This is a genomic window from Psychrobacillus sp. 05T411 (assembly GCF_056396485.1).
Genome location: NZ_JBFTLO010000005.1, coordinates 200,859 through 224,648, shown reverse-complemented (window position 1 = coordinate 224,648; position 23,790 = coordinate 200,859). Strand labels below are relative to the sequence as shown.

General features: G+C 36.6%; 18 protein-coding genes. 14 read left to right on the top strand and 4 right to left on the bottom strand.

The window, feature by feature from the left end; genetic code table 11:
- Positions 1–555 precede the first annotated feature (555 nt).
- Genes AC1DFT_RS05975 through AC1DFT_RS05945 form a run of 7 tightly spaced genes read left to right on the top strand, consistent with a single transcriptional unit; the run spans position 556 to position 8,234 of the window.
- Positions 556–1,779, top strand: a complete 1,224-nt coding sequence (locus AC1DFT_RS05975) for a M20 family metallopeptidase (protein WP_477918273.1) — start codon at positions 556–558, stop codon at positions 1,777–1,779.
- 32 nt (positions 1,780–1,811) lie between these two features.
- Positions 1,812–2,840, top strand: a complete 1,029-nt coding sequence (locus tag AC1DFT_RS05970) for an ABC transporter ATP-binding protein (protein ID WP_477918272.1) — start codon at positions 1,812–1,814, stop codon at positions 2,838–2,840.
- Between the two features lies 1 nt (position 2,841).
- Positions 2,842–3,876 (top strand): ABC transporter ATP-binding protein, encoded by a 1,035-nt coding sequence (locus AC1DFT_RS05965; RefSeq protein ID WP_477918271.1) that lies wholly within the window; start codon positions 2,842–2,844, stop codon positions 3,874–3,876.
- A gap of 34 nt (positions 3,877–3,910) precedes the next feature.
- Positions 3,911–4,897 (top strand): P1 family peptidase, encoded by a 987-nt coding sequence (locus tag AC1DFT_RS05960; protein WP_477918270.1) that lies wholly within the window; start codon positions 3,911–3,913, stop codon positions 4,895–4,897.
- Positions 4,898–4,912: 15 nt separating this feature from the next.
- Positions 4,913–6,442, top strand: coding sequence for an ABC transporter substrate-binding protein (locus AC1DFT_RS05955; protein WP_477918269.1), 1,530 nt, complete (start codon positions 4,913–4,915; stop codon positions 6,440–6,442).
- Positions 6,443–6,456: 14 nt separating this feature from the next.
- Positions 6,457–7,398, top strand: a complete 942-nt coding sequence (locus AC1DFT_RS05950; protein ID WP_477918268.1) for an ABC transporter permease — start codon at positions 6,457–6,459, stop codon at positions 7,396–7,398.
- 11 nt (positions 7,399–7,409) lie between these two features.
- Entirely contained in the window at positions 7,410–8,234 is an 825-nt protein-coding gene (locus AC1DFT_RS05945; protein ID WP_477918267.1) for an ABC transporter permease, read from the top strand.
- A 156-nt stretch (positions 8,235–8,390) separates the two neighbouring features.
- Here AC1DFT_RS05945 and AC1DFT_RS05940 read toward each other — a convergent pair whose 3' ends face one another.
- Entirely contained in the window at positions 8,391–9,050 is a 660-nt protein-coding gene (locus AC1DFT_RS05940; protein WP_477918266.1) for a Dph6-related ATP pyrophosphatase, read from the bottom strand.
- A 236-nt stretch (positions 9,051–9,286) separates the two neighbouring features.
- Between AC1DFT_RS05940 and hpaB the strand changes: the two genes are divergently transcribed.
- Positions 9,287–10,720 carry a 4-hydroxyphenylacetate 3-monooxygenase, oxygenase component gene (gene hpaB, locus AC1DFT_RS05935; protein ID WP_477918265.1) on the top strand — a complete coding sequence of 478 codons (1,434 nt, stop codon included), beginning with the start codon at positions 9,287–9,289 and terminating at the stop codon, positions 10,718–10,720.
- A gap of 352 nt (positions 10,721–11,072) precedes the next feature.
- Here the strand turns inward: hpaB and AC1DFT_RS05930 are convergent, their stop codons facing one another.
- Entirely contained in the window at positions 11,073–12,305 is a 1,233-nt protein-coding gene (locus AC1DFT_RS05930) for a mechanosensitive ion channel family protein (RefSeq protein ID WP_477918264.1), read from the bottom strand.
- Positions 12,306–12,466: 161 nt separating this feature from the next.
- Between AC1DFT_RS05930 and AC1DFT_RS05925 the strand changes: the two genes are divergently transcribed.
- The 3 genes from AC1DFT_RS05925 to AC1DFT_RS05915 all read left to right on the top strand — a co-directional run bounded on the left by AC1DFT_RS05925 (position 12,467) and on the right by AC1DFT_RS05915 (position 18,251).
- Positions 12,467–15,616: a DEAD/DEAH box helicase gene (locus AC1DFT_RS05925; protein WP_477918263.1), complete on the top strand. Its 3,150-nt coding sequence runs from the start codon at positions 12,467–12,469 to the stop codon at positions 15,614–15,616.
- An 823-nt stretch (positions 15,617–16,439) separates the two neighbouring features.
- Positions 16,440–17,618: an Alp7A family actin-like protein gene (locus tag AC1DFT_RS05920; protein ID WP_477918262.1), complete on the top strand. Its 1,179-nt coding sequence runs from the start codon at positions 16,440–16,442 to the stop codon at positions 17,616–17,618.
- Positions 17,619–17,633: 15 nt separating this feature from the next.
- The gene (locus AC1DFT_RS05915) at positions 17,634–18,251 is read left to right on the top strand and encodes a hypothetical protein (RefSeq protein WP_477918261.1); all 618 of its coding nucleotides are present in this window, start codon (positions 17,634–17,636) and stop codon (positions 18,249–18,251) included.
- A 131-nt stretch (positions 18,252–18,382) separates the two neighbouring features.
- Here the strand turns inward: AC1DFT_RS05915 and AC1DFT_RS05910 are convergent, their stop codons facing one another.
- Both AC1DFT_RS05910 and AC1DFT_RS05905 read right to left on the bottom strand, forming a co-directional pair.
- Positions 18,383–19,732 carry a Sau3AI family type II restriction endonuclease gene (locus AC1DFT_RS05910; protein WP_477918260.1) on the bottom strand — a complete coding sequence of 450 codons (1,350 nt, stop codon included), beginning with the start codon at positions 19,730–19,732 and terminating at the stop codon, positions 18,383–18,385.
- A 223-nt stretch (positions 19,733–19,955) separates the two neighbouring features.
- Entirely contained in the window at positions 19,956–20,384 is a 429-nt protein-coding gene (locus tag AC1DFT_RS05905) for a very short patch repair endonuclease (RefSeq protein WP_477918259.1), read from the bottom strand.
- A gap of 137 nt (positions 20,385–20,521) precedes the next feature.
- Between AC1DFT_RS05905 and dcm the strand changes: the two genes are divergently transcribed.
- The 3 genes from dcm (at position 20,522) to AC1DFT_RS05890 (ending at position 23,506) form a co-directional block, all read left to right on the top strand.
- Positions 20,522–21,781: a DNA (cytosine-5-)-methyltransferase gene (dcm, locus tag AC1DFT_RS05900; protein ID WP_477918258.1), complete on the top strand. Its 1,260-nt coding sequence runs from the start codon at positions 20,522–20,524 to the stop codon at positions 21,779–21,781.
- A 76-nt stretch (positions 21,782–21,857) separates the two neighbouring features.
- Positions 21,858–23,234 carry a Sau3AI family type II restriction endonuclease gene (locus AC1DFT_RS05895; protein WP_477918257.1) on the top strand — a complete coding sequence of 459 codons (1,377 nt, stop codon included), beginning with the start codon at positions 21,858–21,860 and terminating at the stop codon, positions 23,232–23,234.
- Between the two features lie 44 nt (positions 23,235–23,278).
- On the top strand, positions 23,279–23,506 hold the full coding sequence (locus AC1DFT_RS05890; RefSeq protein ID WP_477918256.1) for an HTH-like domain-containing protein: 228 nt from the start codon (positions 23,279–23,281) through the stop codon (positions 23,504–23,506).
- Positions 23,507–23,790: the final 284 nt, after the last annotated feature.

Below are 23,790 nucleotides of genomic sequence, written 5' to 3'. Positions count from 1 at the left end.
ATATATGGATATTTTTTCAAGTAACAAAAGGTATGGTAATTTTTATTTTGTACGTGATATAGGGATAAAGTGTCGTAGTCATCGGAATCTCAATCCAAGTAAAGAGCTATTTTAAGAATTGGTTGCTTTCACCGACAATTTGGTTGCTCTCGTGTGGATCTGGTTGCTTTCGAGTTGATTTAGTTGCTTTCCGAATAGAATTGGTTGCTTTCAGTGCCCGATTAGTTGCCCTTATCCATTTATTGGATTTATTGCGTTTGCATACGACGCATTATCCCTATTATGTCCACCATTCCATTCATAGTTTCTATGCGCTATAGCGAAACAGAGACAGACACTATCGTTTTATTTTAATTGGTGAAATAATCCCCCACTCGACAAACTTCGTATCCATCCTCCATAAGACAATCTGTCTAGTCCACTCCGTAAAGTGTTTACATAATGTCTAGTTAATTGAAAATACCCTCAAAATATAATAAAGATAGAATATTTATAAAATTCTATAAACAATTATAAGACCGTAGTTTTCAAAAGATCTGGAAAAGGGGAGATTATATGAACACAAAAGTAGAAAACGTGACGTATTTACGAGATAAAGAGGCTGTTATTAATTTAACAAGAGAGTTAGTCCGAATTCCAAGTGTTTATCGCGAAAATACCCCAGATGGAAATGAAACAAAAGTAGCGCTATACGTTGCCCAATATTTAAGGGACCTTGGGATTGAAACACATGTGGAGGAAGTTGTGCCTGGGCGACCAAATGTTATTGGAATCATTGACTCAGGGAAACCTGGAAAAACGCTACTTTTTGAAGGTCATACAGATGTTGTGACAGAAGGTAACAGAGACGCTTGGGAATACGATCCGTTTGGAGCAGAAATTATTGATGGACGTATGTATGGAAGAGGAACTAATGATACAAAAGGGAATCTAGCATGCATGATTACTGCTGTAAACTCTCTTTTGTTAGATAAAGAAGAATTCAAGGGGAAGATCATTCTTTGTATTCCTTGTGACGAAGAGGGTATGATGCTCGGGATTAAACACTTCATTAAACAAGGTTGGGCAGATGGGGTAGATGGAGCAATTATATGTGAACCTGAAGAGAATAATGTTTGTATTGCACAACGCGGGGCAATGCGTATTCAAGTGGATGTATATGGAAAGATGGCACATGGTGCTATATCTTGGAGTGGTATTAATCCAAACTGGCGTATGGCGAGACTAATAGTTGAACTCGAAAAGTTAGAGAAGGAAGAGCAAGCAAGATTAGGGGAAGATCCTTATTTAAAATGGCCATCGATCACTCCTACTATATTGCGAGCACCTGTAAAAGGTGATGCACAAATCAATGTTATCCCGGACCACTGCATGATGACACTTGATATTCGAACAGTACCGAAACAAAATCATGATGAACTTTTAAATAAAATCTATGAAATTATAAATAAATTAAAAGAAGCAGATCCGGATTTTAAAGTAGACTTAACAATTTTAGACAATCGTCCTTCAACTTTAACTCAAAAGGATAATCCAGTAGTAAATGCTGTGTATGATGCTGTTCATTCCGTAACAGGGGAAGAGCCAATTTATAATGGTGTTCCTGGTGCAACAGATGGCACATTCCTTCATATGCATGGTATCCCAATTGTGACGATTGGTGCGGGAGACCGAGAAATTCCCCATCAAATTAATGAATATGTGGATATTGAAGAATTAGCAGTTACTACTGCCATTTTCAGAGACGCTGCCTTACGATTTTTGAATAGTGGAGCGTAATTGATTATTTGAATGAAGAAAGAGGTGAATTCATGAATACCCCGCAAAATAAAACAGCATCTACTACACTTCTTCAGGAAGATTTGTTACTAGAGGTTAAAGGTTTAAAAACCTATTTTAAACTTGGAAAAGGAAAGGTCGCTAAAGCGGTAGATAACGTTAGTTTTTCTATTAATAAAGGGGAAACTGTCGCATTGGTAGGGGAATCCGGAAGTGGGAAGAGTATAACGTCGTTGTCCATTATGAGGCTAATCCCCAAGCCACCCGGTGAGATTGTGGAGGGCTCTATTCGTTTAGAGGGAAAAGAATTACTTACACTTTCGGAAAATGAGATGACCGAAGTTCGTGGGAACGAGATAGGAATGATTTTCCAAGAACCAATGACATCATTGGATCCAGTCTTTACGATTGGCAATCAAATTGTTGAATCTCTTATGAAGCACCAAAAGATGAAAAAAAGAGAAGCATATGAGAAAGCAATTGAACTTTTAAAAGTAGTCGGCTTTTCAAGAGCTGAAGTCATTATTAATGAGTATCCCCACCAATTGTCTGGAGGCATGAGGCAAAGGGTGATGATAGCTATTGCGATGTCGAACAATCCAAAGCTTCTAATAGCAGATGAGCCAACTACAGCATTGGATGTCACCGTTCAAGCTCAAATACTAAACTTAATGATGGATATGAAAGAGCAATTTGGATCGTCCATATTACTCATCACGCATGATATGGGAGTGGTTGCAGAAGTTGCCAATAGGGTGCTTGTTATGTATGGAGGGCAAATAGTGGAAGAGGCACCTGTTAAAGAGCTTTTTCTCGAAACGAAACATCCATATACGAAAGCATTGTTAAAAACCATCCCAAGTATCGATGTAGAATTAGAGCGGTTGGACTCCATACCTGGTATGGTTCCACCTGCTCACTTGTTTCCAACAGGATGTAGATTTGCAGATAGATGTGCGTATGTAATGCCAAAATGTCGTAAAGAGAATCCTGAACTCTACGAGAATTCTCCCAATCATAAAGTTAGATGTCACCTTTATGGACAAGTAGGAGGTGTATAGAATGAAAGAAAACGAGAAGCTTCTTACTATAAATAATTTAAAAAAGTATTTCCCTATTAAAGGTACCCCTTTTAAGAAAAAAGCTGGACAAGTAAAAGCTGTTGATGATGTGAGTTTCCATATATACAAAGGGGAAACGCTAGGTATTGTGGGGGAATCTGGATCTGGTAAATCCACTTTAGGAAGAACAATTCTTCGATTAACAGAACCAACCGATGGGGAAATAATTTTTGAAGGTACAAATCTTGAAAAGCTTTCAATGAGTAAGCTATTTGACTATAGAAAGCATATGCAAATGATTTTTCAGGATCCATTTGCCTCCCTAAACCCGAGAATGCGTGTTGGACAGTTAGTAGGGGAGCCTTTAGCTGTCCAAAAAGTACTAACAAAAGCGGAACGCACTGAAAAAGTAATCGACTTGATGGGTAAAGTTGGTTTGCCGAAAGAAGCGTTGACAAAATTTCCTCATGAGTTTTCTGGTGGACAAAGACAACGGATAGGAATTGCGAGAGCTTTATCGATGAATCCTAGCTTTATTATTGCGGATGAACCGGTTTCTGCATTAGACGTTTCGGTTCAATCGCAAGTTCTGAATTTGATGATGGATCTTCAAGATGAATTCGACTTAACTTATCTATTCATCTCCCATGATTTAAGTGTGGTAAAACATATTAGTGATCGCGTAGGTGTGATGTATCTAGGACGTATTGTTGAAATTGGACCTAAAAAAGCTATTTATAGCAACCCATTACATCCTTACACACAGGCACTTTTATCAGCCATTCCAGTTGCAAATTTTGACAGTAAAAAAGAAAAGATACAACTAAAAGGAGAACCGCCTAATCCTTCAAATCCACCGGAAGGTTGCGCATTTCATACAAGATGTCCATTTGCATTCGAACGATGCAAATTGGAACGACCTAGTCTCGCAGAGCAGGGGGACGGGCAATACGTGGCATGTCATTTGTATGCAGGAAATGCAAATATAAGTATCGAGTCAAGCAATGATGAAAAAATGCTCGTTTTGCAAAATTAACTAGGTTTTTATGTTTGTGACAGGGGGAAAGTAAATGATTCACGGCAATATAACGGATGTTCCAGGAGTAAAAGTTGGCAATTTAGAAAACGTAGAAGCATTAACGGGGTGCACAATTATTGTTGTAGAAGAAGGGGCAGTTTGCGGCGTAGATGTCCGTGGATCAGCTCCGGGAACAAGGGAAACAGACTTACTTGACCCTATCAACAAAATAGAGGAAGTACATGCAATATCATTGTCAGGGGGAAGTGCATTTGGTTTAGATGCTGCGTCAGGCGTTATGCAATACTTGGAAGAACAAGGAAGAGGGTTGGATGTAGGAGTAGCAAAAGTACCGATTGTGCCAAGTGCGGTATTATTTGACCTGCCTATAGGAAGCCCTACCGTTCGCCCCGATAAAAAAATGGGGTATGAAGCAGCTAAAAAAGCAAATACAGGTCCTTTTCCTTTTGGGAATATAGGAGCGGGATGCGGAGCAACAGTTGGTAAAATAACTGGTATTGAAAATTGTATGAAAGGTGGCTTAGGTAGTGCATCATTGACATTTGAAAATGGCCTCGTGATCGGTGCAATAGTTGCAGTAAATGCAGTAGGTGACGTAAGAAATCCACTTACAAGAGAAATTCTCGCAGGTCCGATTGACCCGACGACGGAGGAGTTAATCGATAGTATTGCATATTTACAAAAAAATGCATCTACGAATCACGTATTACCTGGGACAAATACGACAATCGGGGCGGTGGCAGTGAACGCAAAGCTAACAAAATCCGAAGCGAAAAAGATTGCTCAAATCACCCAAAATGCATTAGCTAGAACTATTTTCCCGGTGCATACGACAATGGACGGAGATACCATTTTTGCACTTGCTACTGGGGGAGAAGTATACCCAGTTGATTTCCTGGGAAATATGGCTGCGCAAGTAATGGAGGAAGCAATTATTGCCGCTATTAAAGCCGCTGATACTGTTGAAGGCATACCAAGCTATAAAAGCCATAAACACAAAATAATATCGCAACCATAAAAAGGGGGATGCAAGATGAAGAAAAACAAAAATTGGTTCATGCTTATCGCAATAATGTTTTGTGTTTTGTTAATAGGCGCATGTTCTGGAGAAGAAGGTAGCGAAGCAAACGGGGAAAAAGCGCAAGTAATTAAAGTAAGGATTAATGATGATCCAGATTTCCTTGATCCACATTTGGCAACTGCTTCGATTTCTTTTCAAATGATTTTAAATATGTTTGAAGGTTTATTTGCCCCTGAAACGGATGGTTCTTTAACTCCAGCGTTAGCTGAAAGTTATGAGCTATCTGAAGATGGTTTAACTTATACATTCAATATTAGAGATAATGTGAAATTCCATGATGGTAGTGCACTTACAGTAGAAGATATAACGTATACATTCAATCGATTAATGGGAACAGAAAACGGGGAACCTCTTTCATCCAATTTCGATAATGTTGCTTCAATTGAAGCACCAGATGCGGATACATTCGTGATAAAACTGAAAGAGCCGAATTCAAACTTTCTATACTCACTAACCGCTTTGCAGTCAGCTATTATACCTGTAAGCAATGATGGTAAGCAAAATGATAATCCCATTGGAACTGGTCCATTTAAATACGTAAAATATACGCCGGGTGCTAATTTAGAACTGGCTAAAAACGAAGAGTATTGGGACGAGAAACTGCCGTATTTAGATAAAGTGACGTTCGTGTTTCAATCAGATGATCAATCTGCATTAATGGCATTAAAGGCAAAAGAGGTAGATTTAACTGGAGTACCAGCAAACCGATTAGCGGAAGTGGAAAATGACTTTACGATTAGTAAACAAAATAACAATTCATCATTAATTGTCACTTTTAATCATGAAAAAGAACCGTTTAATGATTTAAAAGTGCGTCAGGCTATTAACTATGCGGTAAATAAAAATGACATCATAGACGCTGTATTTTCAGGATATGCTACACCAACCGGTTCCAATATGAGTCCAGCAATGGGTGATTATTATAAGGATGGATTGCAGGACGTCTATGCTCGAAATATTGAAAAGGCAAAAGAGCTTCTTGCAGAAGCGGGCTATCCAGATGGCTTTAGCACGACAATTTCTGTATCGTCCCACAACGATATGTATTCTAATATAGCGCAAGTAGTAGTAGAAAATTTAAGAGAAATTGGGATTAACGTTGAAATTGAAGTAGTAGAATGGGGAATTTGGCTAGAACGGATTTACTTCGGAAGAGATTATGATATGACAGCAATCGATCTAACTGGAAGACCTTCTGCATATGAAATTTTAAATGATTATATATCTACAAACAATAGTGAAAACTTCTTCAAATTCAAAAACGCTGAATTCGATCAAATTATGGCAGATGTATTAAAAGAAGCAGATAGAGATAAACAAATAGAAATGTACCAACGTGCACAGGAAATATTAACGGAAGAATCTGCATCTGTTTATATAGCAGACTACCAAGTACTTTGGGCATCTGACAAGAGACTTGAAGGACTAAAAAGTTACCCATTCTGGTTCCATGATATGTCTGAGGTAAGATTTACTGAATAGAAGGGAAGAGAAATATGGCATATATCATTCGCAGAATTATACTATTTGTCGTCACGATGGTGCTTGTATCTCTAATCACTTTTTCAGTTTTTCAAGTAATGCCGGGTGATCCTATACGCATTATGTTAGGAACTGAGGCAGATGAAACACAAGTAGCGACATTAAAGAAGCAACTTGGATTAGACCAGCCCCTTTACGTTCAATATATTGACTGGGTAAAAGGATTAGTGACTGGAGATTTAGGTGAGTCCATTCGATTTTCAAGGCCAGTAACGGAATTACTTGCCGATCGATTGCCGGTCACTATTTCCTTAGCCTTAATCACATTGCTTATAGTCGTCATTGTCGCAATCCCTCTTGGTATATTCGTTGCTAAAAGACAAAACAAGTTAAGTGATGTTGTTTTGTCTTCGGCAACTCAATTAGGGATGGCCATTCCATCCTTTTGGCTAGGGATGTTATTAATCTTGTACCTAGGGATGAATTTTAGTTTTTTCACAATTAGTGGATATGTTCCTTGGACACAAAGTATAGCTGGTGCGCTCGGTGCAATACTGTTACCTGCATTGACGATAGCGATTCCACAAATAGCGGTTAAATTTCGGTATGTGCGAAACGCAATACTAGAACAGCTACGATTAGACTATGTTAGAACGATTCGAAGTAAAGGAATCACAGAAAAGTTCGTAATGTATAAGCATGTGTTAAGAAACTCAATGATTCCTATATTGACCATATTCGGATTAATAACTGCTGAGGTCGTAGCGGGAACTATTATTGTGGAACAAGTCTTTTCTTTACCTGGTATCGGTCAATTACTTATTACTTCCATCAGTTATCGGGATTTCCCACTAGTACAAGGAATTGTTATGTACATCACATTTATAGTTGTTTTAATCAATTTCTTAGTGGATGTTTTATACTCAGTGTTAGATCCTCGAATACGGTTAAATTAAGGAGGACTTTAATGAAAACATTAATKAGTCATGCCAAAAATATAAATTTAGTCTTGGGCCTCCTCATATTATTAGCTTTTTTTGTTTTAATGGTTTTGAGTTTCTTCTATACGCCCTATGATATAAACGTTATGAATGTCGCCAATAAATTAAAAGGTCCTAGTAGTGAACATTGGTTTGGTACGGATGAATTCGGAAGAGATATTTTTAGCCGAATTATGAAAGGAACCCAAACAGCCTTTTTTGTTGGAACTTTAACTGTTAGTATTGGTGTTATTTTTGGCACGTTAATTGGAGGGGTAGCGGGTTATGTCGGTGGTTGGGTAGATGAAATATTCATGCGAATTATGGATGCATTAATGGCTTTTCCTGGTATCATATTAGCCCTTATGTTAGTTGCAGTATTTGGACCGGGAATTGTAAATACATCCATCGCCCTTGGCATAATAGCTATTCCTAGTATTGCCAGAATTGCTAGAAGTGGTTTTATCCAGCACAAAGAATTTGAATATGTATTATCAGCAAAGTTGATAGGTGTGAAGCCTTTTAAAATTATGTTTAGACATATTTTACCGAATGTTTCATCGCCATTAATCGTTGCTGCATCTGTAAGTTTTGGAGTTGCTATGCTAGCTGAAGCTGCACTAAGTTACCTCGGACTAGGCGTTCAGCCGCCTAACCCAAGCTGGGGACGTATGTTAAAAGACTCCCAAGCTTATTTAACAAGTTCACCTTGGTACACATATGCTCCAGGTATTTCGATTACTTTTATGGTTTTGGGATTTTATATGCTCAGCAACGCAGTAAGAGATATTATGGATCCTCGTTCCAACTGAATAGACAGGGAAATGACTGGTTTTTGATTAACTACTAAAAACCGGTCATTTCCCTGTTCTATAAAGTTAAGATTTAGCTTAATTCAGAACAGCCTATATACGAAGGTCCTTATAAAAGGATGTAATGGACATTTGGAAGCATTACAAATAAATTATTTAAACTTCCAAAGTCACCGGTGTAAACACATAATTTCCTTTTTCAATGGGCTCCCCAATAACAACTGGAACACGCGAAGAAAAAATTGGACCATCTACAACAACCGTATGAAATTCTCCGTTCTCTCCACAAGCATCGATACCTGCAAGTTCAAGCTCCTCGACCATTTCTCTTGTCAACTTTTTCCCAGCATATTTAGCAGGCATCATCGTCGTATTTACGACAACAATCCAAGCTTCAAAGCCCTTAGCTAATAGCTCGTCCACAACAGCTCTTCGCGTCATTTGCCAAAGCGGATGTACGGCTTCAATATTCGATTTCGCGCACGTCTTTTGCACCCACTCCAAATGTCCCTCTAAATCGATATCGCCGAACACGCCGTGCGTAATTCCTTCTTCTCGGCAAGCATCCATTGCGCTAGTAAACTGATTTTCATATGTACCCCAACTAGCCGCTTTTGTTAATAGAGGCACCCCAAGTCGGTCCACCTGAGCTTGCACAACCTCTAACGGAAGAGCGTGTGACTTAGAAATTTCCCCATCTTCTTCAAACATCGTTAGCACTTTTTTCGGCAGCATTCCTAATTGCAATGCCCGGTAATAAGCCAAGGCAGAATCTTTTCCGCCACTCCATGAAGCTACAAAACTTGCATTTTGCATATCCCATTCCTCCTTTAATACTAAGTTACATGATTAATTGGTTATTTCCAACCTAGGAAGTCCTTTTCTTGAAACAATAAACTTGTGATCAATCAGCGAAAAGAGAGCAGCCAAACAGGTTAACTGATTTGAATAAACATTCTACTAGAACTAGTGTCACAATCATAAGCAACTATTAATAATATACATCTAAAGAGGCTCAGAACAATTAGTTTGTACAATCGAGGAGTGTGTGTATGGCTACGATTACAGGAAAGCAATATATAGAAAGGATTAATCAGTTAAAAACGGAAGTATGGATAGATGGTGAGCCTGTTATCGGTAATATTTCGGAGCATCCTGCATTCAAAGGGATTATGAAGAGTCAAGCAACTTTATACGATTCACAACATGATGCTTCGTTAACAGAGATGATGACTTATCGATCACCTTCAACTGGAGAACCTGTAGGTATGTCTTATTTCCAACCTAAAACAAAAGGGGATTTAGTTAAAAGGAGAGAAATGATTCAACAGTGGGCACGATTAAATAATGGGCTAATGGGAAGAAGCCCGGACTATATGAACACGACTTTAATGGCTTTTGCATCATCTTCTGGCTTATTGAAAGGAAAGAAGAATTGCTTTCCTGAAAATTTACAAGCGTTCTATGAATATGCACGCGAACATGACCTATCGATGACTCATACCTTTATGGACCCACAAGTGAATAGGGCACAATATTATCTTGAAAGAAACAAGGAGCCTATTGCTGCAAAAATCGTTGATCGAAACGCTGAAGGGATTATTATAAAAGGGGCAAAATTACTTGCAACACAAGGTGGAATTACAGACGAAATTTTGGTCCTTTCTACTGGGGGCATCTTGGAAGAGGAAGGTGGATTTGCCTTTTCCATCCCTAGTAATAGTAAAGGCTTAAAATTTATTTGTAGGCAATCATTTGTGGGTGGAGAATCCGTGTTTAATTATCCATTAAGTTCACGTTTTGATGAAATGGATAGTATTGTGGTGTTTGACGATGTGCTAGTACCCTGGGAACGAGTATTTTATTATGATAATTCTGCTGTTGCGAACAGCTTCCAAATAGCTAGCTCTTTTCAAGCATTTGCACTACATCAAGTGATCTCCAGACAAATCATGAAAACAGAGTTTGTATTAGGTATCGCACAATCCATCATTAACACGATAAATATCTCAGAATACAAGCATGTACAAGAAAAGGTTTCCGAGATTATAGTGGGACTTGAAACACTGAAAGCATTAGTCATCAAATCAGAAGTAGAAGCAAAAGTGGATGAATGGGGTTTTATGCGACCGGACAGCATGACATTACTCATAGGCATTAATATTTTTCCGCGCATCTATCCAAGGTTCACTGAAATCATTCAGCTTTTAGGGGCAAGTGGATTGATGACTATTCCAATCGAACAGGATTTTCAGTCATCTATACGAAATGACTTAGACCAGTATTTACAATCTAAAGGGGAAAATGCGGAAGAACGTGTCAAACTCTTTCGTCTAGCCTGGGATTTAACAATGAGCCCTTTCGGCACACGTCAAACGCTATATGAGCGCTTTTTCTTTGGAGACCCTATACGACTTTCTGGTCAACTATATCAATCGTATAATAAAGAACCGTACGTGGAGAGAGTGAAGGGGATATTAGAGTGAAGCTTGTCACTTTATAATTAGCTAGAAAAGTAGATATCCAAGTAGTAATATCTACTTTTCTACGTTTATACATATTATCAATAATATTAAGTCTCCTTTATGCAACAATCGTTTCTAGTAAGAGTTTTAATAGTTCTTCTAGCGTTTCTGGTAATTGCTCTGGCAAGCCAAATGGACTCATTATTTTCGCGCCTCCTTTCTTATCTTGTAATCTATTAACAATATAGTCAATCTATCTAACTTTTATACATGAATTTATAAAATAATTTTCAAGAAGTTTCGAATCTCTTAAAATAGAGTCTATTCATACAAAAGACGAGCTAGTACTAAGCCTTTCAGTACTAGCTCGTCTTCATGTATTTATAAAACCTTTCAAATCATTCCCAGATGGACTCTGGAATAATTGAATTCCAAACTCGGGTGCTATGGCGAAAAGATGGTCAAAGATATCGGATTGAACTGTTTCGTACACTACCCACTGCACACTATTTGTAAATGCATATATTTCTAACGGTAACCCATGTTCGCTAGGTGCTAACTGTCTTACCATTAAAGTCATCTCCTTATTGATGCCAGGATGATTTTGAATGTAATTGCTAATATAGGCCCTAAATACGCCAATATTCGTAAGAGCCCTTCCATTCACCGGACTACTTTGGTTAATTTTATTCTTCGCATTGTACTCTGTAATTTCCCGTTCCCGTTGAATGATATAGTCCGATAAAAAGTGGATATTTTTAAAGGCATCTATCATCTCTTCGGTACAAAATGAAATACTGTTTGTATCGATAAATAAGGAGCGCTTGATCCGTCGTCCTCCAGATTTTTGCATGCCTCGCCAATTTATAAAAGAATCGGATATTAGCGCATAGCTTGGAATCATCGTCACCGTTTTATCGAAATTTTGCACCTTGACTGTGACTAAAGAGATATCAATAATATCCCCGTTTGCCCCGTACTTAGGCATTTCAATCCAGTCTCCAACTTGAACCATATCATTGGTCGACAACTGAATCCCCGCAACAAGCCCTAATAACGAGTCTCTAAAAACTAACATAAATACAGCAGAGAGCGCACCAATTCCACTTAGAAGAATAAGGGGGCTTTTACCGACTAGGTTTGCGATTACTAAGATAAGGCCTATTATTATAACGATAATTTTAACTACTTGAATATATCCTTTAATCGGCTTTGTTTTAGAGATTTCATACGTTTGATAAGTATCATTCATTGCATTTAGGGAGGCACTAATAAGTACTAATCCCATAATGATTAAATACGCCATCGCACCCTTTTCTATCAAATCTCGATAGGATGAAAAAGTGGAGGCAAAGCGGTAAATAATAATTGCGGGAACTATATGGGATAGCTTATGAAAAACCTTTCTTTCCAAAAGCATATTATCCCATTGGAATTTCGTATTATTTACAACTTTAGAGATTATCCTGATTACTACTTTTTTAGTGATAAAATTCGCTACAATACATAAAATTATGATGAAAAGAAGCATGATAACAATGGAAAGATACCCTGCTAAGGTAGGATCCATATTATATTTTAAAAGTTGGTTATTAATGAAAGCCATCTATTTCACTCCATTGAATGACATAAAAACAAGTATATCAGAATTGATTGTTCTTCACCTTGTTCCATACTCCCAGTCGAAACATGCTAAAATATAGTCAATCAGAACGAGTAAAAGATACGTAACAGTAATCGAGAAAGGACTACATGATGAACTTTTCGATGAATGAAACAAAAATTAAAAAATTATGCGGCGTTACTGCTTTTAAAAAGGGTAAGGCTTATTTTCAGGCAGATAAAGTAAAACTTCATTCCTTTCCAAAAGACAGCTCGGTAATCGATGCAAGTGTGAAAGCGGGTGACGACTTCGATGTCATGGTAAAGGCTTCCCCTGGTGGCAAAATAGTAGCTACTTGTACATGCCCGCAGGTAAGCTTTGTGCAGACATACTGCCAACATATTGCAGCGGTCCTGCTCGCTATCGAAGAGAAGCAGCAAGTAGAAGATCATTTGGCAGACAAAATGCTGGATTTATTCGATGGTAAATCTTCCACTCCTACAGGTAAGCAATTACATTTTGACAAAAGAGAGACGTTTCAAGTGGGGGTTACATGCCGTCCTGTTTATCAAAGTGAGGGGGATTATGCGTTTGGGATACAGTTAAGTATTGGTCCCCAGATGCAATATTCAGTCCCCCATATAGCAAAATTTTTGAGTGCAATTGAAAGCAGAGAACCGTTTGAATATGCTCAGGGTTTGATATATACACCAGAACTCTTCAGTTTTCCAAGAGAAACGGATGAAGTCCTTCAATTTTTAATGAAAAGCCAGCGAGTGAAAAGTAAAGCCGCCCTACAAGACGGATTATTACTTATTTCGGCATCCGATTGGGAGCAGCTCCTTCCTTTATTAAAAAAGGCACCAGCAGTAAGGTTTATGCAAGGAGGGGAGTATTTTGAGGGTGTCCGGATAGGAGAGAAGCTTTCTTTACGTTTTGAATTTGAGGAAGGAAATACGGAAGCCTACCAATTGAATGTAAAAGGACTGGATGGAATCATCGTTTTAAAAGCATATAGTTATGCACTTGTAGCTGGCGAATTGTACAAACTTCCCGAAGAAGAATGCAAGCGGCTAGCAGAGCTAAAAACAATGCTGGATAGGTCTGGAAAACACCAACTGATCATCTCAGACAGCCAAATCGATCACTTTATGGATAAAGTCATACCGGGTTTAATGAAGCTAGGCCAAGTGATTATTGCAGAATCTATTTCTAAAAGATTGGGAGAAACGCCACTTCGTATCAAGATGTTCCTTGACCGAGTAAAGCACCGTTTACTAGTGGGTTTGGAATTCCATTACGGGCATCTAATCATTAACCCATGCGAGGAAACAGAGCAGTCATTTTCCCATTATCCAGGGATTAGGCGCCAGCGGGAGAAGGAACTACATATTATCCACTTGCTTGAAGAAAATTCCTTTACCCAAACACCAGGTGGATTTTACTTATATGAAGAGGAAGCAGAATACCATTTTTTATATCACGTACTGCCAAATATGGAAAAATGGGTGCAAATTTACGCTTCGACAGCTGTGAAAATGCGTGTCCAAAAAGGATATATTGGTCCTAGAATAAGAGTGGAAGTAAAAGAGCGAACGGATTGGCTCGAGTTTAAGTTTGATTTAAAAGAAATTCCGGAAAAGGAAATCCAGCGACTGATGGCTGCCATAGAAGAAAAGCGGAAATTTTACCGCATTCCAGGAGGCAACTTAGTTTCACTTGAGACACCTGAATACCAAGCATTATCTAGCTTTATCATTGATATGGGAATTACGGCTGATACGATGGAAGAAGGACTGCGAGTTCCGTTAATAAAAGGAATGCAAATGATTGACACCTTGGATCAAAATGACTTGGTAGAACCTGGTGAAAAATTTGCAAAGCTAATGAAAAACTTACATGACCCTGAAAATTTAGCGTTGGATGGTACAATCCCTTTAGAAGGGGTACTTAGAGACTATCAAAAAGTAGGATTCAGGTGGTTCCAACTACTAGCAAAGTACAAATTCGGTGGTATCCTTGCTGATGATATGGGACTTGGTAAAACACTTCAAAGTATTGCCTTCATTGAATCTGTGCTTCCAGATGTACGTGCACTAAATTTACCAGTGCTCATCGTATGCCCTGCATCACTCTTGTATAATTGGAGAAACGAGCTAGAAAAATTCACGCCACATATACAAGCGCAAGTAATTGATGGCGATAAAGCAAAGAGAAGTAATTTGTGGAAACAGAGTGCTCATGTGGATGTAATAATCACTTCCTATCCAACGCTTCGAATGGATACAGAGCTATACCGGAATCGCCTATTTCATACGCTATTCTTAGACGAAGCACAGGCCTTTAAAAACCCAGTAACCAAAACAGCAAAAGCGGTGAAAATGATTCAAGCAGAATACCGTTTTGCACTTACAGGGACACCAATCGAGAACGCATTAGACGAACTTTGGTCCATATTCCATGTTGTGTTTCCAGCGTTATTACCAGGTAGAAGAGAATTTAGTGAATTAAGACGTGAACATATAGCAAAACGGGTACGTCCATTCATCTTACGCAGGATGAAACAAGATGTACTAAAAGAATTACCAAAGAAAACAGAAACGATGTTGTATTCTGAATTACAGTTGGAGCAAAAGACATTATATGCAGCCTATTTGGCTGAGCTTAAGCAGGATGCATTGAAGCATTTGAAAAAAGGTGAACTCCAAAGAAATCGTATAAGAATATTGGCTGGATTAACAAGACTTCGCCAGTTATGTTGTCATCCATCTCTTTTCGTAGAAGGCTATAAGGGAAGCTCAGCTAAGTTCGAACAATTGATAGAGCTCTTAGAAGAATGTAGATTATCGGGGAGAAGAGTGCTTATCTTCTCGCAGTTTACCCAGATGCTAGGCATCATAAGAAGGCAACTAATACGCACTGGAACCTCTTATTTCTACTTAGATGGCCAAACTCCATCCGAGGAACGAATAGAGCTATGCGATCGTTTTAATAACGGAGAAGGGGATCTATTTCTGATTTCTCTAAAAGCAGGGGGAACTGGGTTGAATCTGACGGGAGCGGATACAGTTATTCTTTATGACCTTTGGTGGAATCCAGCAGTGGAGCAACAGGCTGCGGACCGTGCTCACCGAATGGGTCAAGAAAACGAAGTGCATGTCATTCGGTTAATAGCAAAGGGCACTATCGAAGAAAAAATTACGCAATTGCAATACAAAAAGAAAAGCCTTATTGATGAGGTAATTCATTCTGGACAGGATGCGTTGTCTTCTATGACAGAAGAGGATATTAAAGAGATATTGATGATTGAATAGAAACACTGATTGATGAACAATCCAAGTTAAGCGTTAATTGCTTATCTTGGATTTTTTATTTATAAAATGAATCTCCTGTTTATATCAAGAAGATATTAGTCTGTGTTTAGAAATAAACTGATGAACAGAGTTAATATTTTTCATTCCATTTTGGTAGTTTTCTTTAAGGACCCGTGCTAATTCAACTTAAATTAAGCCGTTCTAAGGACCTTGTATTTAAAAATCTATACTAGAAGGTTCTACTCTATTAAAACGTCTTTAAACTCGCTTTAAATGATAAAAGGAGCAAATGAGTAACTAAAGGTGAATTGAAGTTAGGTAATTTCTTTAATTATTAATAACTCTCCTTTGATTTTAGTCCAATTTGTTTCTCAACTAAGTGTTTAGTGGGGGAAGTTAATTTTCTAACTAATACACATTTTTTGTATTGGAAATTGAACTTTGTATTGTTAAAGCTTGAGTCTGTAGATATATATTCATAGTTATCAATGATTTTATAAGTAGTTTTATTGTAGTAGAAGCACTAAGTGAAAAAGATAAAGAATCCTTTTTCACTATTTAAAAGTGAAGTAATCATTTTGTGTACAAGTATACAAAATGAAAACAATATGTACACAAAAATGTAAACTTGTATACAAACATGTACGCATGCTGTTGTGGAGGTATGTGTACAATATAGTTTACATGTACACGAATATAGTGTATTTGTGTACGATAATAGATTGAATGTTTACAATTCGAATACATCTTTTGTTGGATTGACGCAGCCAGACCTGTAAGATAACCTTTAAATGGTAGAACATATAATAGAAGGGATGATTTGATGAACACTTCAAGAGTTTGTGCGATCGATGTAGGAAATGACTCAGTTAAAGCTTTATTTGGTAAATTAGATTATGAACTAAACATTCCCAATGTAATTGCAGTATCAACAGAAGACAGACCGGTTATAGGGATTGAGGAATTGAATGATAAGGATCCAATTGAAGGAATTCATATTAAAGTACACTCCCCTGCCCTAAAAGAAAACAATGTAATTTATCGTGTTGGTAGCTTAGCAACAAAAAGTGACAATGCAACTGAATTAGACCCTGGTAGCAACAAATCAGAGGAAGATCAAACATTAGTTATGTTATTTGCTACTTTAGCTTTAGATGCAGTGAGAGAAGAAAACTCAAGCGTATTTAAAAAGAATAATAATGTAATTGATGCAAACTATACGCTAGGTACTGGTCTACCACTTCGTGAAGTAAAAGAAGGAAAAGACGTAGGTTATCGTTCGCAGTTGCTAGGATCTGTTCACCAAGTTGAATTTTTAGTAACGCCTAAATACCAAGGGTTAAAAGTAAATATTAAGTTTGAAGAAGTTAAAATATATCCTGAAGGATTTGCTGCATATATTAACCTAGTAATGGATAATAATTTAAACATTATTAATAGAGAATTAGTAGACAAAAGTATCCTAATTCAAGATATTGGCGGTCTATCAACTGATGTGGCAGTCATTAAGAATCGTAATGTGGACGACGATAAAGCACAGGGATTCAATCTTGGTGTTTCGGAAGCATTAGAATCTATTCGTGAAGAAATTAGATTAAAACATGGTGTGGAATTAGATAGCCGTAGAGATGTTGTAGATATTATCACTAGAAAGAATGATCGAAACCATATTATGGTGAATGGTAGTCGTACAAGCGTCCATGATATTACGGATCGAATTCTTTTAGACTTAGCGAAGAAAGAATATCGTCATTTACGTAATGTTTGGCAAAAAAATTCACAAACAGAGATTTGCTATTTTGTAGGTGGCGGGTCAATCGTATTAAAAGATTATATTAAAACACTGAATAACAATTTAAACGGCTATAATATCGAGTTCTTTGAGGATGAAAAAGAGAGCATTTGGATGATGGCTAATGCTTATCACAAATTAATCTCTGATTTTGTAAGAAAAAATACTAAAGAGACAAAAAAAGCTGAAGTAACGGTACAAAAAGTATAAAAATAGGGTGATTTCATGGAAAAATCGGGGAAATCTAGTATTCAAAGGGGACAAGCTATTACATTTCGTCTCCCATCTGACACTCCTGATCACATTCTAAAGCAAATGCAAAAGTTAAAAGAAACAGAGAGAAGAAATTTTTCTAGCAAAATAGCGGAGTTCGTGCTGGACGGTGTAAGTACCTCCCTATCCAAGGATAGAGAAACAATAAATATTCCGATGCCAAAACAGTTAACGAAGGAACAGCGTAATTGGCTAAAACACGCACATTCAGAAGCTATGCTAGGAAATATTGTCTATCATTTGTTGTCAGATCCTGTTCGGGCAATGTCTATTCTTGCCTCTCTTAACAGCAATGCTTTAGATATTGACCAAGCCCTGTATTTACAAGCCGAGTCGGCAGAAAATGTAAGAGATGAATTAGATACAAGTACCAATACTGATATTTCGACAGAACCAGAAGAAAATCACCAAGAAATCCTTGCTGACGAACTAGAAGATGATTTGATGAACTTTGACTGGGAGCAAGTAAAACTTGAGCATGCTGCTACAGAAGAAGATTCAGAGGAGAATGTCGAAAACGAAAGTTTAGATGATTTACTTGGAGATTTTCTTTCTAGGATGAATAAGTGATTAGAGGAAAATGAAATAAATGAAGAAACCCTTGGAATGAGTAGCACTTGTACCAAGGGTTTCATTATATTAAAGTGATTCCGTGTTATAAACATTCTCTTTTTAAAACACAGGTCATAAATACATTTCTATTAAGTAGAGACTTCCGCTATTACTTTTGCCTCGAGGAATTTTTTATGCAAGAATTCTTTATTAAACATAAAGCAAGCTTTGTTCTCACCCGCAAAGAACCGTTCATACGCTCCTGTTTTCGTACCTTTTGTTGAAATGACGAGCGGAATTTTAGAATAATTTGTTGCAGTCGGAAGCAAGGATATATCATTTTGTTCAATCGCCTCTTTTATAAGGGTGTAAGTTTCACCGAATCGTTCAATTTCATCTGCAGTAAATGTTACTTTAAATAAGCAATGAAGGATTCGTTCCCCGTTTATTAGTTTATTATTGACTTGGTCTCTTCCTAGATAGCCTATGTATAAAAAAGTACTCTCTTCAAAGAACAACTTCCATTCTGATTCTTCCCATGTGTCTTCAAAATGACTGATATTTAATGTGTGGAAGGTTCCTTTTTCAATAGGTGTATAATCTTTTTCTATTGGGATACTTTTAATTTTGTATGTAGATTTATTAAAAATCTCAAGCTTCTCAAGTTGCTTTTCTATTCCAATGATACGTCGTGTAAGCATGTGACTAAGATTTTTAGGGATTTTACCTATTATATATTCTGGGTCAACCATTTTTAATATATCTATTTGTTTAATGCCTTTATAAGAATTGATTTGATCCCAAACCCAATCCTCTGGAGACAGCTGGACTGTTAATTGTGTTGTTTGATTTTGTTTATATTCATTGAGCACACCTTTTAAAAATGAGTTCTTTAAAGAAAATGCTCGTGTTGGAGCAAGAATTGTCGAATGTGGCTGACTTCGAGTTTGTCCAGACGCACCTTTAGATGCTGCCCCTAAGATAACACTTTCCCCTTCTGATAAATTATGGGCTAATCCGTCAGCAACTTTCTGCTGAATCATGTTGTAATCATTACGAATAATTGGTTCTATTCTTGTTAAATCGTATAATTGGAAATCGTGAATAACAAAATCTTTTTTATCGCCGCCTTTTATGTATTCATACCAGACAAATAATAACTTTTTACTTTTTGATATCACGCTGCTAAATTCGAAGGGTTCGTGAATGATACTATTATAATTGATTTGACTAAGCGATATTCGCTCTTTTGCGGACCAACCCCCTTTTTTTAAAGTTTTAAAACCAGATACTTTAAGTTCAACACCGATGTTCTCAAAATCTGCTTGAGCTAGATTGTTTAAAGGATATCCGTAGAAACCTGTTTCAACGACTTTACCTAAAATTCCTTTGTCATTAGTTTTTTTTTGAAGTAGGCCTTGCTTGTCGATTTCTCCAAAAGTTTTCCCTACAATTTCTTTTGTTTTTTCTAGTAACTCTTCAATCGATTGAAATATCATTGATTTAATTCCTCGCAGTTTCAATATCATCGACTAGACTCACCAATGATATAGCTGATATATTTGAATACACTTAATTATACAATAGAATTAAAGGGTGATCTTTTTATGTAGATACATTTTAATAACAAACGAATACATCTAGATAATCTTTCTTTTATTTGTTCTTCTTTATCCATAACAAAATCTATAATTTTATTAGTCGATGTATAAAAAAGGATGTCTACTGCTTTTTCATTTCATTAACAAAATACTCTATGGTTTTAACAACCATTTCTAAATCATTTTTAACTTCATGCTCCCAAAAACGAAGTAGTGTCCATCCTTCTTCTAAATAATGACTAGATATTTCATTATCACGTTCTATATTTCGATTTATTTTCTGACTCCAAAAAGAGGTGTTTGTTTTCGGCATTTTAAAATGAATAGGACAACCATGCCAATAACAAGAATCTAGAAATACCACAATTTTCAACTTTGGAAAAGAGATATCTGGTGTGCCCAGTAGTCTTCGATTATTTTTACGGTAACGATATCCATCTTTCCACAATGCTTTGCGTACGACTTGTTCAAGTTTAGTATCTTTCCCGCGATTTCCGCTCATCGTTTTAAAAACTGCAGGGCTTGATGCTTTGGGAACATTTTTAGCCATATCAAACTCCTCCTTTCTTTACAATTCCCCTTTAATCGACAATAAAAACTAAGATTTGTAATAAAACGAGTAAAAGATCTTGATCTTTTCAAAAAAATGTTGTATAATAAAGAGAAACTACGAAAGGGTGTTCGTATATGCAAAATTCTAAAATTAATGTAATTGAATTATTTGCTGGTGTAGGTGGATTCCGCTTAGGACTTAAAAAAGCGAACCCTGAATTATTTGAGGTAGTTTGGGGTAATCAGTGGGAACCTTCCCGAAAAGCGCAGGATGCTTTCAATTGTTATGTGCGCAATTTTGAAACAGGAAAGCATTCAAATGAGGATATAACAACAGTTTCAAACGAGACTTTTATAGATTTAGAGCCTAATTTAGTCGTTGGTGGTTTTCCTTGTCAAGACTACTCAGTGGCACGTACTCTTTCAGGAGAAAAAGGACTTCAAGGTAAAAAAGGTGTCCTATTTTGGGAAATCAAAAGGGTTATTGAGAATACAAAACCTAAATATGTACTTTTAGAAAATGTGGACCGGCTTTTAAAGTCACCTTCCTCTCAGCGTGGTAGAGATTTTGCCGTAATGTTAGCAACGTTTAGAGATTTAGGTTATACCGTAGAGTGGCGCGTAATCAATGCGGCGGATTATGGGTTTGCTCAAAGAAGAAGAAGGGTATTTATTTTTGCTTATAAAAATGGTATCGCTTTTGAACGAGCCCAAAGCAACTATTCTGATGATCAGATTGTTTTTAAAGAAGGTTTTTTTGCTAAGCCTTTCCCTGTTGAATTTGAACCTTATCAAGATAGAATAACTTCTGTCACATTACCACCTGATATTGTATCGATATCTGACGATTTTTCATTTGGATTTCATACCGCCGGATATATGAAGCATGGACAAGTTTTTACCACTCAAGTCATTCCGGTAGAGGAAAAACCAACTACTTTACAAGATATCCTAATAGATGAATCTGAAGTAGATGAAAAGTTCTATTTGTCCGAATCACAAATAGAAAAGTTTGCATACTTACGTGGTCCGAAGAAAATAGAGAGAAAAAGTGCTGATGGACATGTCTACCAATTCTCTGAGGGAGGTATGTCTCCGACCGATGATTTAGACAAGCCTGGAAGAACAATGCTAACAAGTGAGGGGTCAACAAATCGAAGTACCCATATTATTGAGGTGAATGGTCGTAAACGATTTTTGACACCTCTGGAATGTGAACGTCTCAATGGATTTGATGATAATTGGACAAGTTGTATGTCAGACCGTATGCGATATTTTTGTATGGGAAATGCATTAGTCGTTGGATTAATTGAGAGAATGGGAAAACGTATTGAAGAAATTGAAAAAACAAATGTTCAAACAGAAGTTCAACTAGAACTAACATTGAAAAGCTGATACTTTGAGTATCAGCTTTTTTCTATATATGGTAAAGTTATGTTAATTATTAGAATAATTTTAGGGGGTTGCCACGATGGTATATGAAACTGAAGAAGCACTTCTATATAAGGCTAAAGAAGCGGAAGGGAAAACCTTTGGTGAAATTAATCAAAGTGGAAGGATTTCCAATCCAAAAGCTAAAGGGCAACTGGGTCAAATAATTGAAGAAAGTTTTTTTGGATACGAAATTAACTCAAAATCAGAAGCAGACTTTGCAAATTTAGGTATAGAGTTAAAGGTTACTCCTATTAAACTGAATAAAAACAAAACAATTTCTGCTAAAGAGCGACTAGTTTTAAACATCATTAACTATCATAAAGAGGTACTTAATACATTTGAAACGTCTAGTTTTTGGATGAAGAATGAAAAAGTGTTACTTATGTTTTATCAATGGCTTCCTGAAATTCACCGGTCAGAGTATCAAGTACTCAAAAGCCATCTTTTAACTTTCAGTGAAGAAGATTTGCATATAATAAGAAGTGATTGGGAATTTATAACTAATAAAATTAAAGCGGGTAGAGCTCATGAACTTTCTGAAGCGGATACCATTTATTTGGGTGCGTGTACAAAAGGAAAAAATAAAGATTCATTAAGAACTCAACCATATAACGATATCCCAGCGATGCAAAGGGCGTATAGTCTTAAAGCTAGCTATATCACAGGTGTTGCACGGAAAGTACTTTCAAACAAAGATATGGTTTCTATCACAAATAAAAGCGAACTAAAAAGTAAAACACTAGAAGAGATTCTCTATGATAGGTTTTCTTCCTACATCGGAAAAACCTTATCACAAATTGCATCTGAGAATAATATAACCATCAATAAATCAAAAAGCTTTCTGCCCGATTTCATAAGTACGTTGCTTGGAGTAAAAGGAACTAAACTCGATAATATTGAAGAATTCTCAAAAGCTAACATTCAATTTAAAACCATTCGCTTAGAAACAAATGAAATGCCTCGTGAGCATATGTCTTTTAAGAATATAAACTTTTTAGAATGGGCTGAGAAGGATTGGGAAGAGAGTTGGCTCAAAAGCTATTTTGAGGAAACAAAATTTCTATTTATTATTTTTGAGTATAGAGAGACGGAAAAAGAAAATAAAAATAGGGAATTATATTTTAAAGGGATAAAGCTATGGAATATGCCTATTAAAGATATTGAAGAGAGATTAAAAGATTTCTATCTTTGTCTTCAACAACAATTAAGTTCAGGTGTCCAAATTGAGATGATTTCTAAAGGTAAAAAAACTGTTGCCAAGAACGACTTGCCTTCTCCAGGTACGAACGGACTTTGCCATATTCGTCCTAAGGGAAGAAATGGACAAGATAAAACTCAATTGCCAGATGGACAAATGATAGCCAAACAAGCATTTTGGTTGGACAAAGAATATATCATATCCGTGATTGACTAAATAAAAATGAACTATACATTATCTTGATTAGGCGGAGATTGAAAATGTCAAAGAGTGAGTTAGGTTTAATACTAAAGAATATGTATGAAAATGCACCAGCAGGCTACCAAGTTGCGAACATTCATTTATTCGGCGTAAAGTACGCTTCAGTAATTCAAGAAAAAGGGTACAAAATTATTGATATCATTATTGCTTCGGGAATAAATAAATCTTATGCTACGGAAGTAAGTAAAGGAGTAAAACTCGCTAAATATGTTGTGCCAAAATATTAATAAATATATTTTTAAGAATCTACTTGATAAAGACTCTAAAACATTTCCATTGTTTTAGAGTCTTTTACTATTTATAGGAAAATAAAAACTTAACATTAACAGGTATTGGAATATTGATAGGACTGGCATATAATTGAATCGGGGATTATCAGGATTTTTTTAAAATACTGGAAAGTGATTTAATGTCAGTTCAAAAGTCAATTTCAATTAATAAAGATTTCTTAACTTTTTAGAAAAATTAATATGTCACATGCCTAGTGAAAACTTGATTACTTTATAGAAAG

Bases quoted from the DNA above. Each gene is read 5' to 3' on its own strand.
- AC1DFT_RS05975 (WP_477918273.1), top strand. From the start codon at position 556: ATGAACACAAAAGTAGAAAACGTGACGTATTTACGAGATAAAGAGGCT.
- AC1DFT_RS05970 (WP_477918272.1), top strand. From the start codon at position 1,812: ATGAATACCCCGCAAAATAAAACAGCATCTACTACACTTCTTCAGGAA.
- AC1DFT_RS05965 (WP_477918271.1), top strand. From the start codon at position 2,842: ATGAAAGAAAACGAGAAGCTTCTTACTATAAATAATTTAAAAAAGTAT.
- AC1DFT_RS05960 (WP_477918270.1), top strand. From the start codon at position 3,911: ATGATTCACGGCAATATAACGGATGTTCCAGGAGTAAAAGTTGGCAAT.
- AC1DFT_RS05955 (WP_477918269.1), top strand. From the start codon at position 4,913: ATGAAGAAAAACAAAAATTGGTTCATGCTTATCGCAATAATGTTTTGT.
- AC1DFT_RS05950 (WP_477918268.1), top strand. From the start codon at position 6,457: ATGGCATATATCATTCGCAGAATTATACTATTTGTCGTCACGATGGTG.
- AC1DFT_RS05940 (WP_477918266.1), bottom strand. From the start codon at position 9,050: ATGCAAAATGCAAGTTTTGTAGCTTCATGGAGTGGCGGAAAAGATTCT.
- hpaB (WP_477918265.1), top strand. From the start codon at position 9,287: ATGGCTACGATTACAGGAAAGCAATATATAGAAAGGATTAATCAGTTA.
- AC1DFT_RS05930 (WP_477918264.1), bottom strand. From the start codon at position 12,305: ATGGCTTTCATTAATAACCAACTTTTAAAATATAATATGGATCCTACC.
- AC1DFT_RS05925 (WP_477918263.1), top strand. From the start codon at position 12,467: ATGAATGAAACAAAAATTAAAAAATTATGCGGCGTTACTGCTTTTAAA.
- AC1DFT_RS05920 (WP_477918262.1), top strand. From the start codon at position 16,440: ATGAACACTTCAAGAGTTTGTGCGATCGATGTAGGAAATGACTCAGTT.
- AC1DFT_RS05915 (WP_477918261.1), top strand. From the start codon at position 17,634: ATGGAAAAATCGGGGAAATCTAGTATTCAAAGGGGACAAGCTATTACA.
- AC1DFT_RS05910 (WP_477918260.1), bottom strand. From the start codon at position 19,732: ATGATATTTCAATCGATTGAAGAGTTACTAGAAAAAACAAAAGAAATT.
- AC1DFT_RS05905 (WP_477918259.1), bottom strand. From the start codon at position 20,384: ATGGCTAAAAATGTTCCCAAAGCATCAAGCCCTGCAGTTTTTAAAACG.
- dcm (WP_477918258.1), top strand. From the start codon at position 20,522: ATGCAAAATTCTAAAATTAATGTAATTGAATTATTTGCTGGTGTAGGT.
- AC1DFT_RS05895 (WP_477918257.1), top strand. From the start codon at position 21,858: ATGGTATATGAAACTGAAGAAGCACTTCTATATAAGGCTAAAGAAGCG.
- AC1DFT_RS05890 (WP_477918256.1), top strand. From the start codon at position 23,279: ATGTCAAAGAGTGAGTTAGGTTTAATACTAAAGAATATGTATGAAAAT.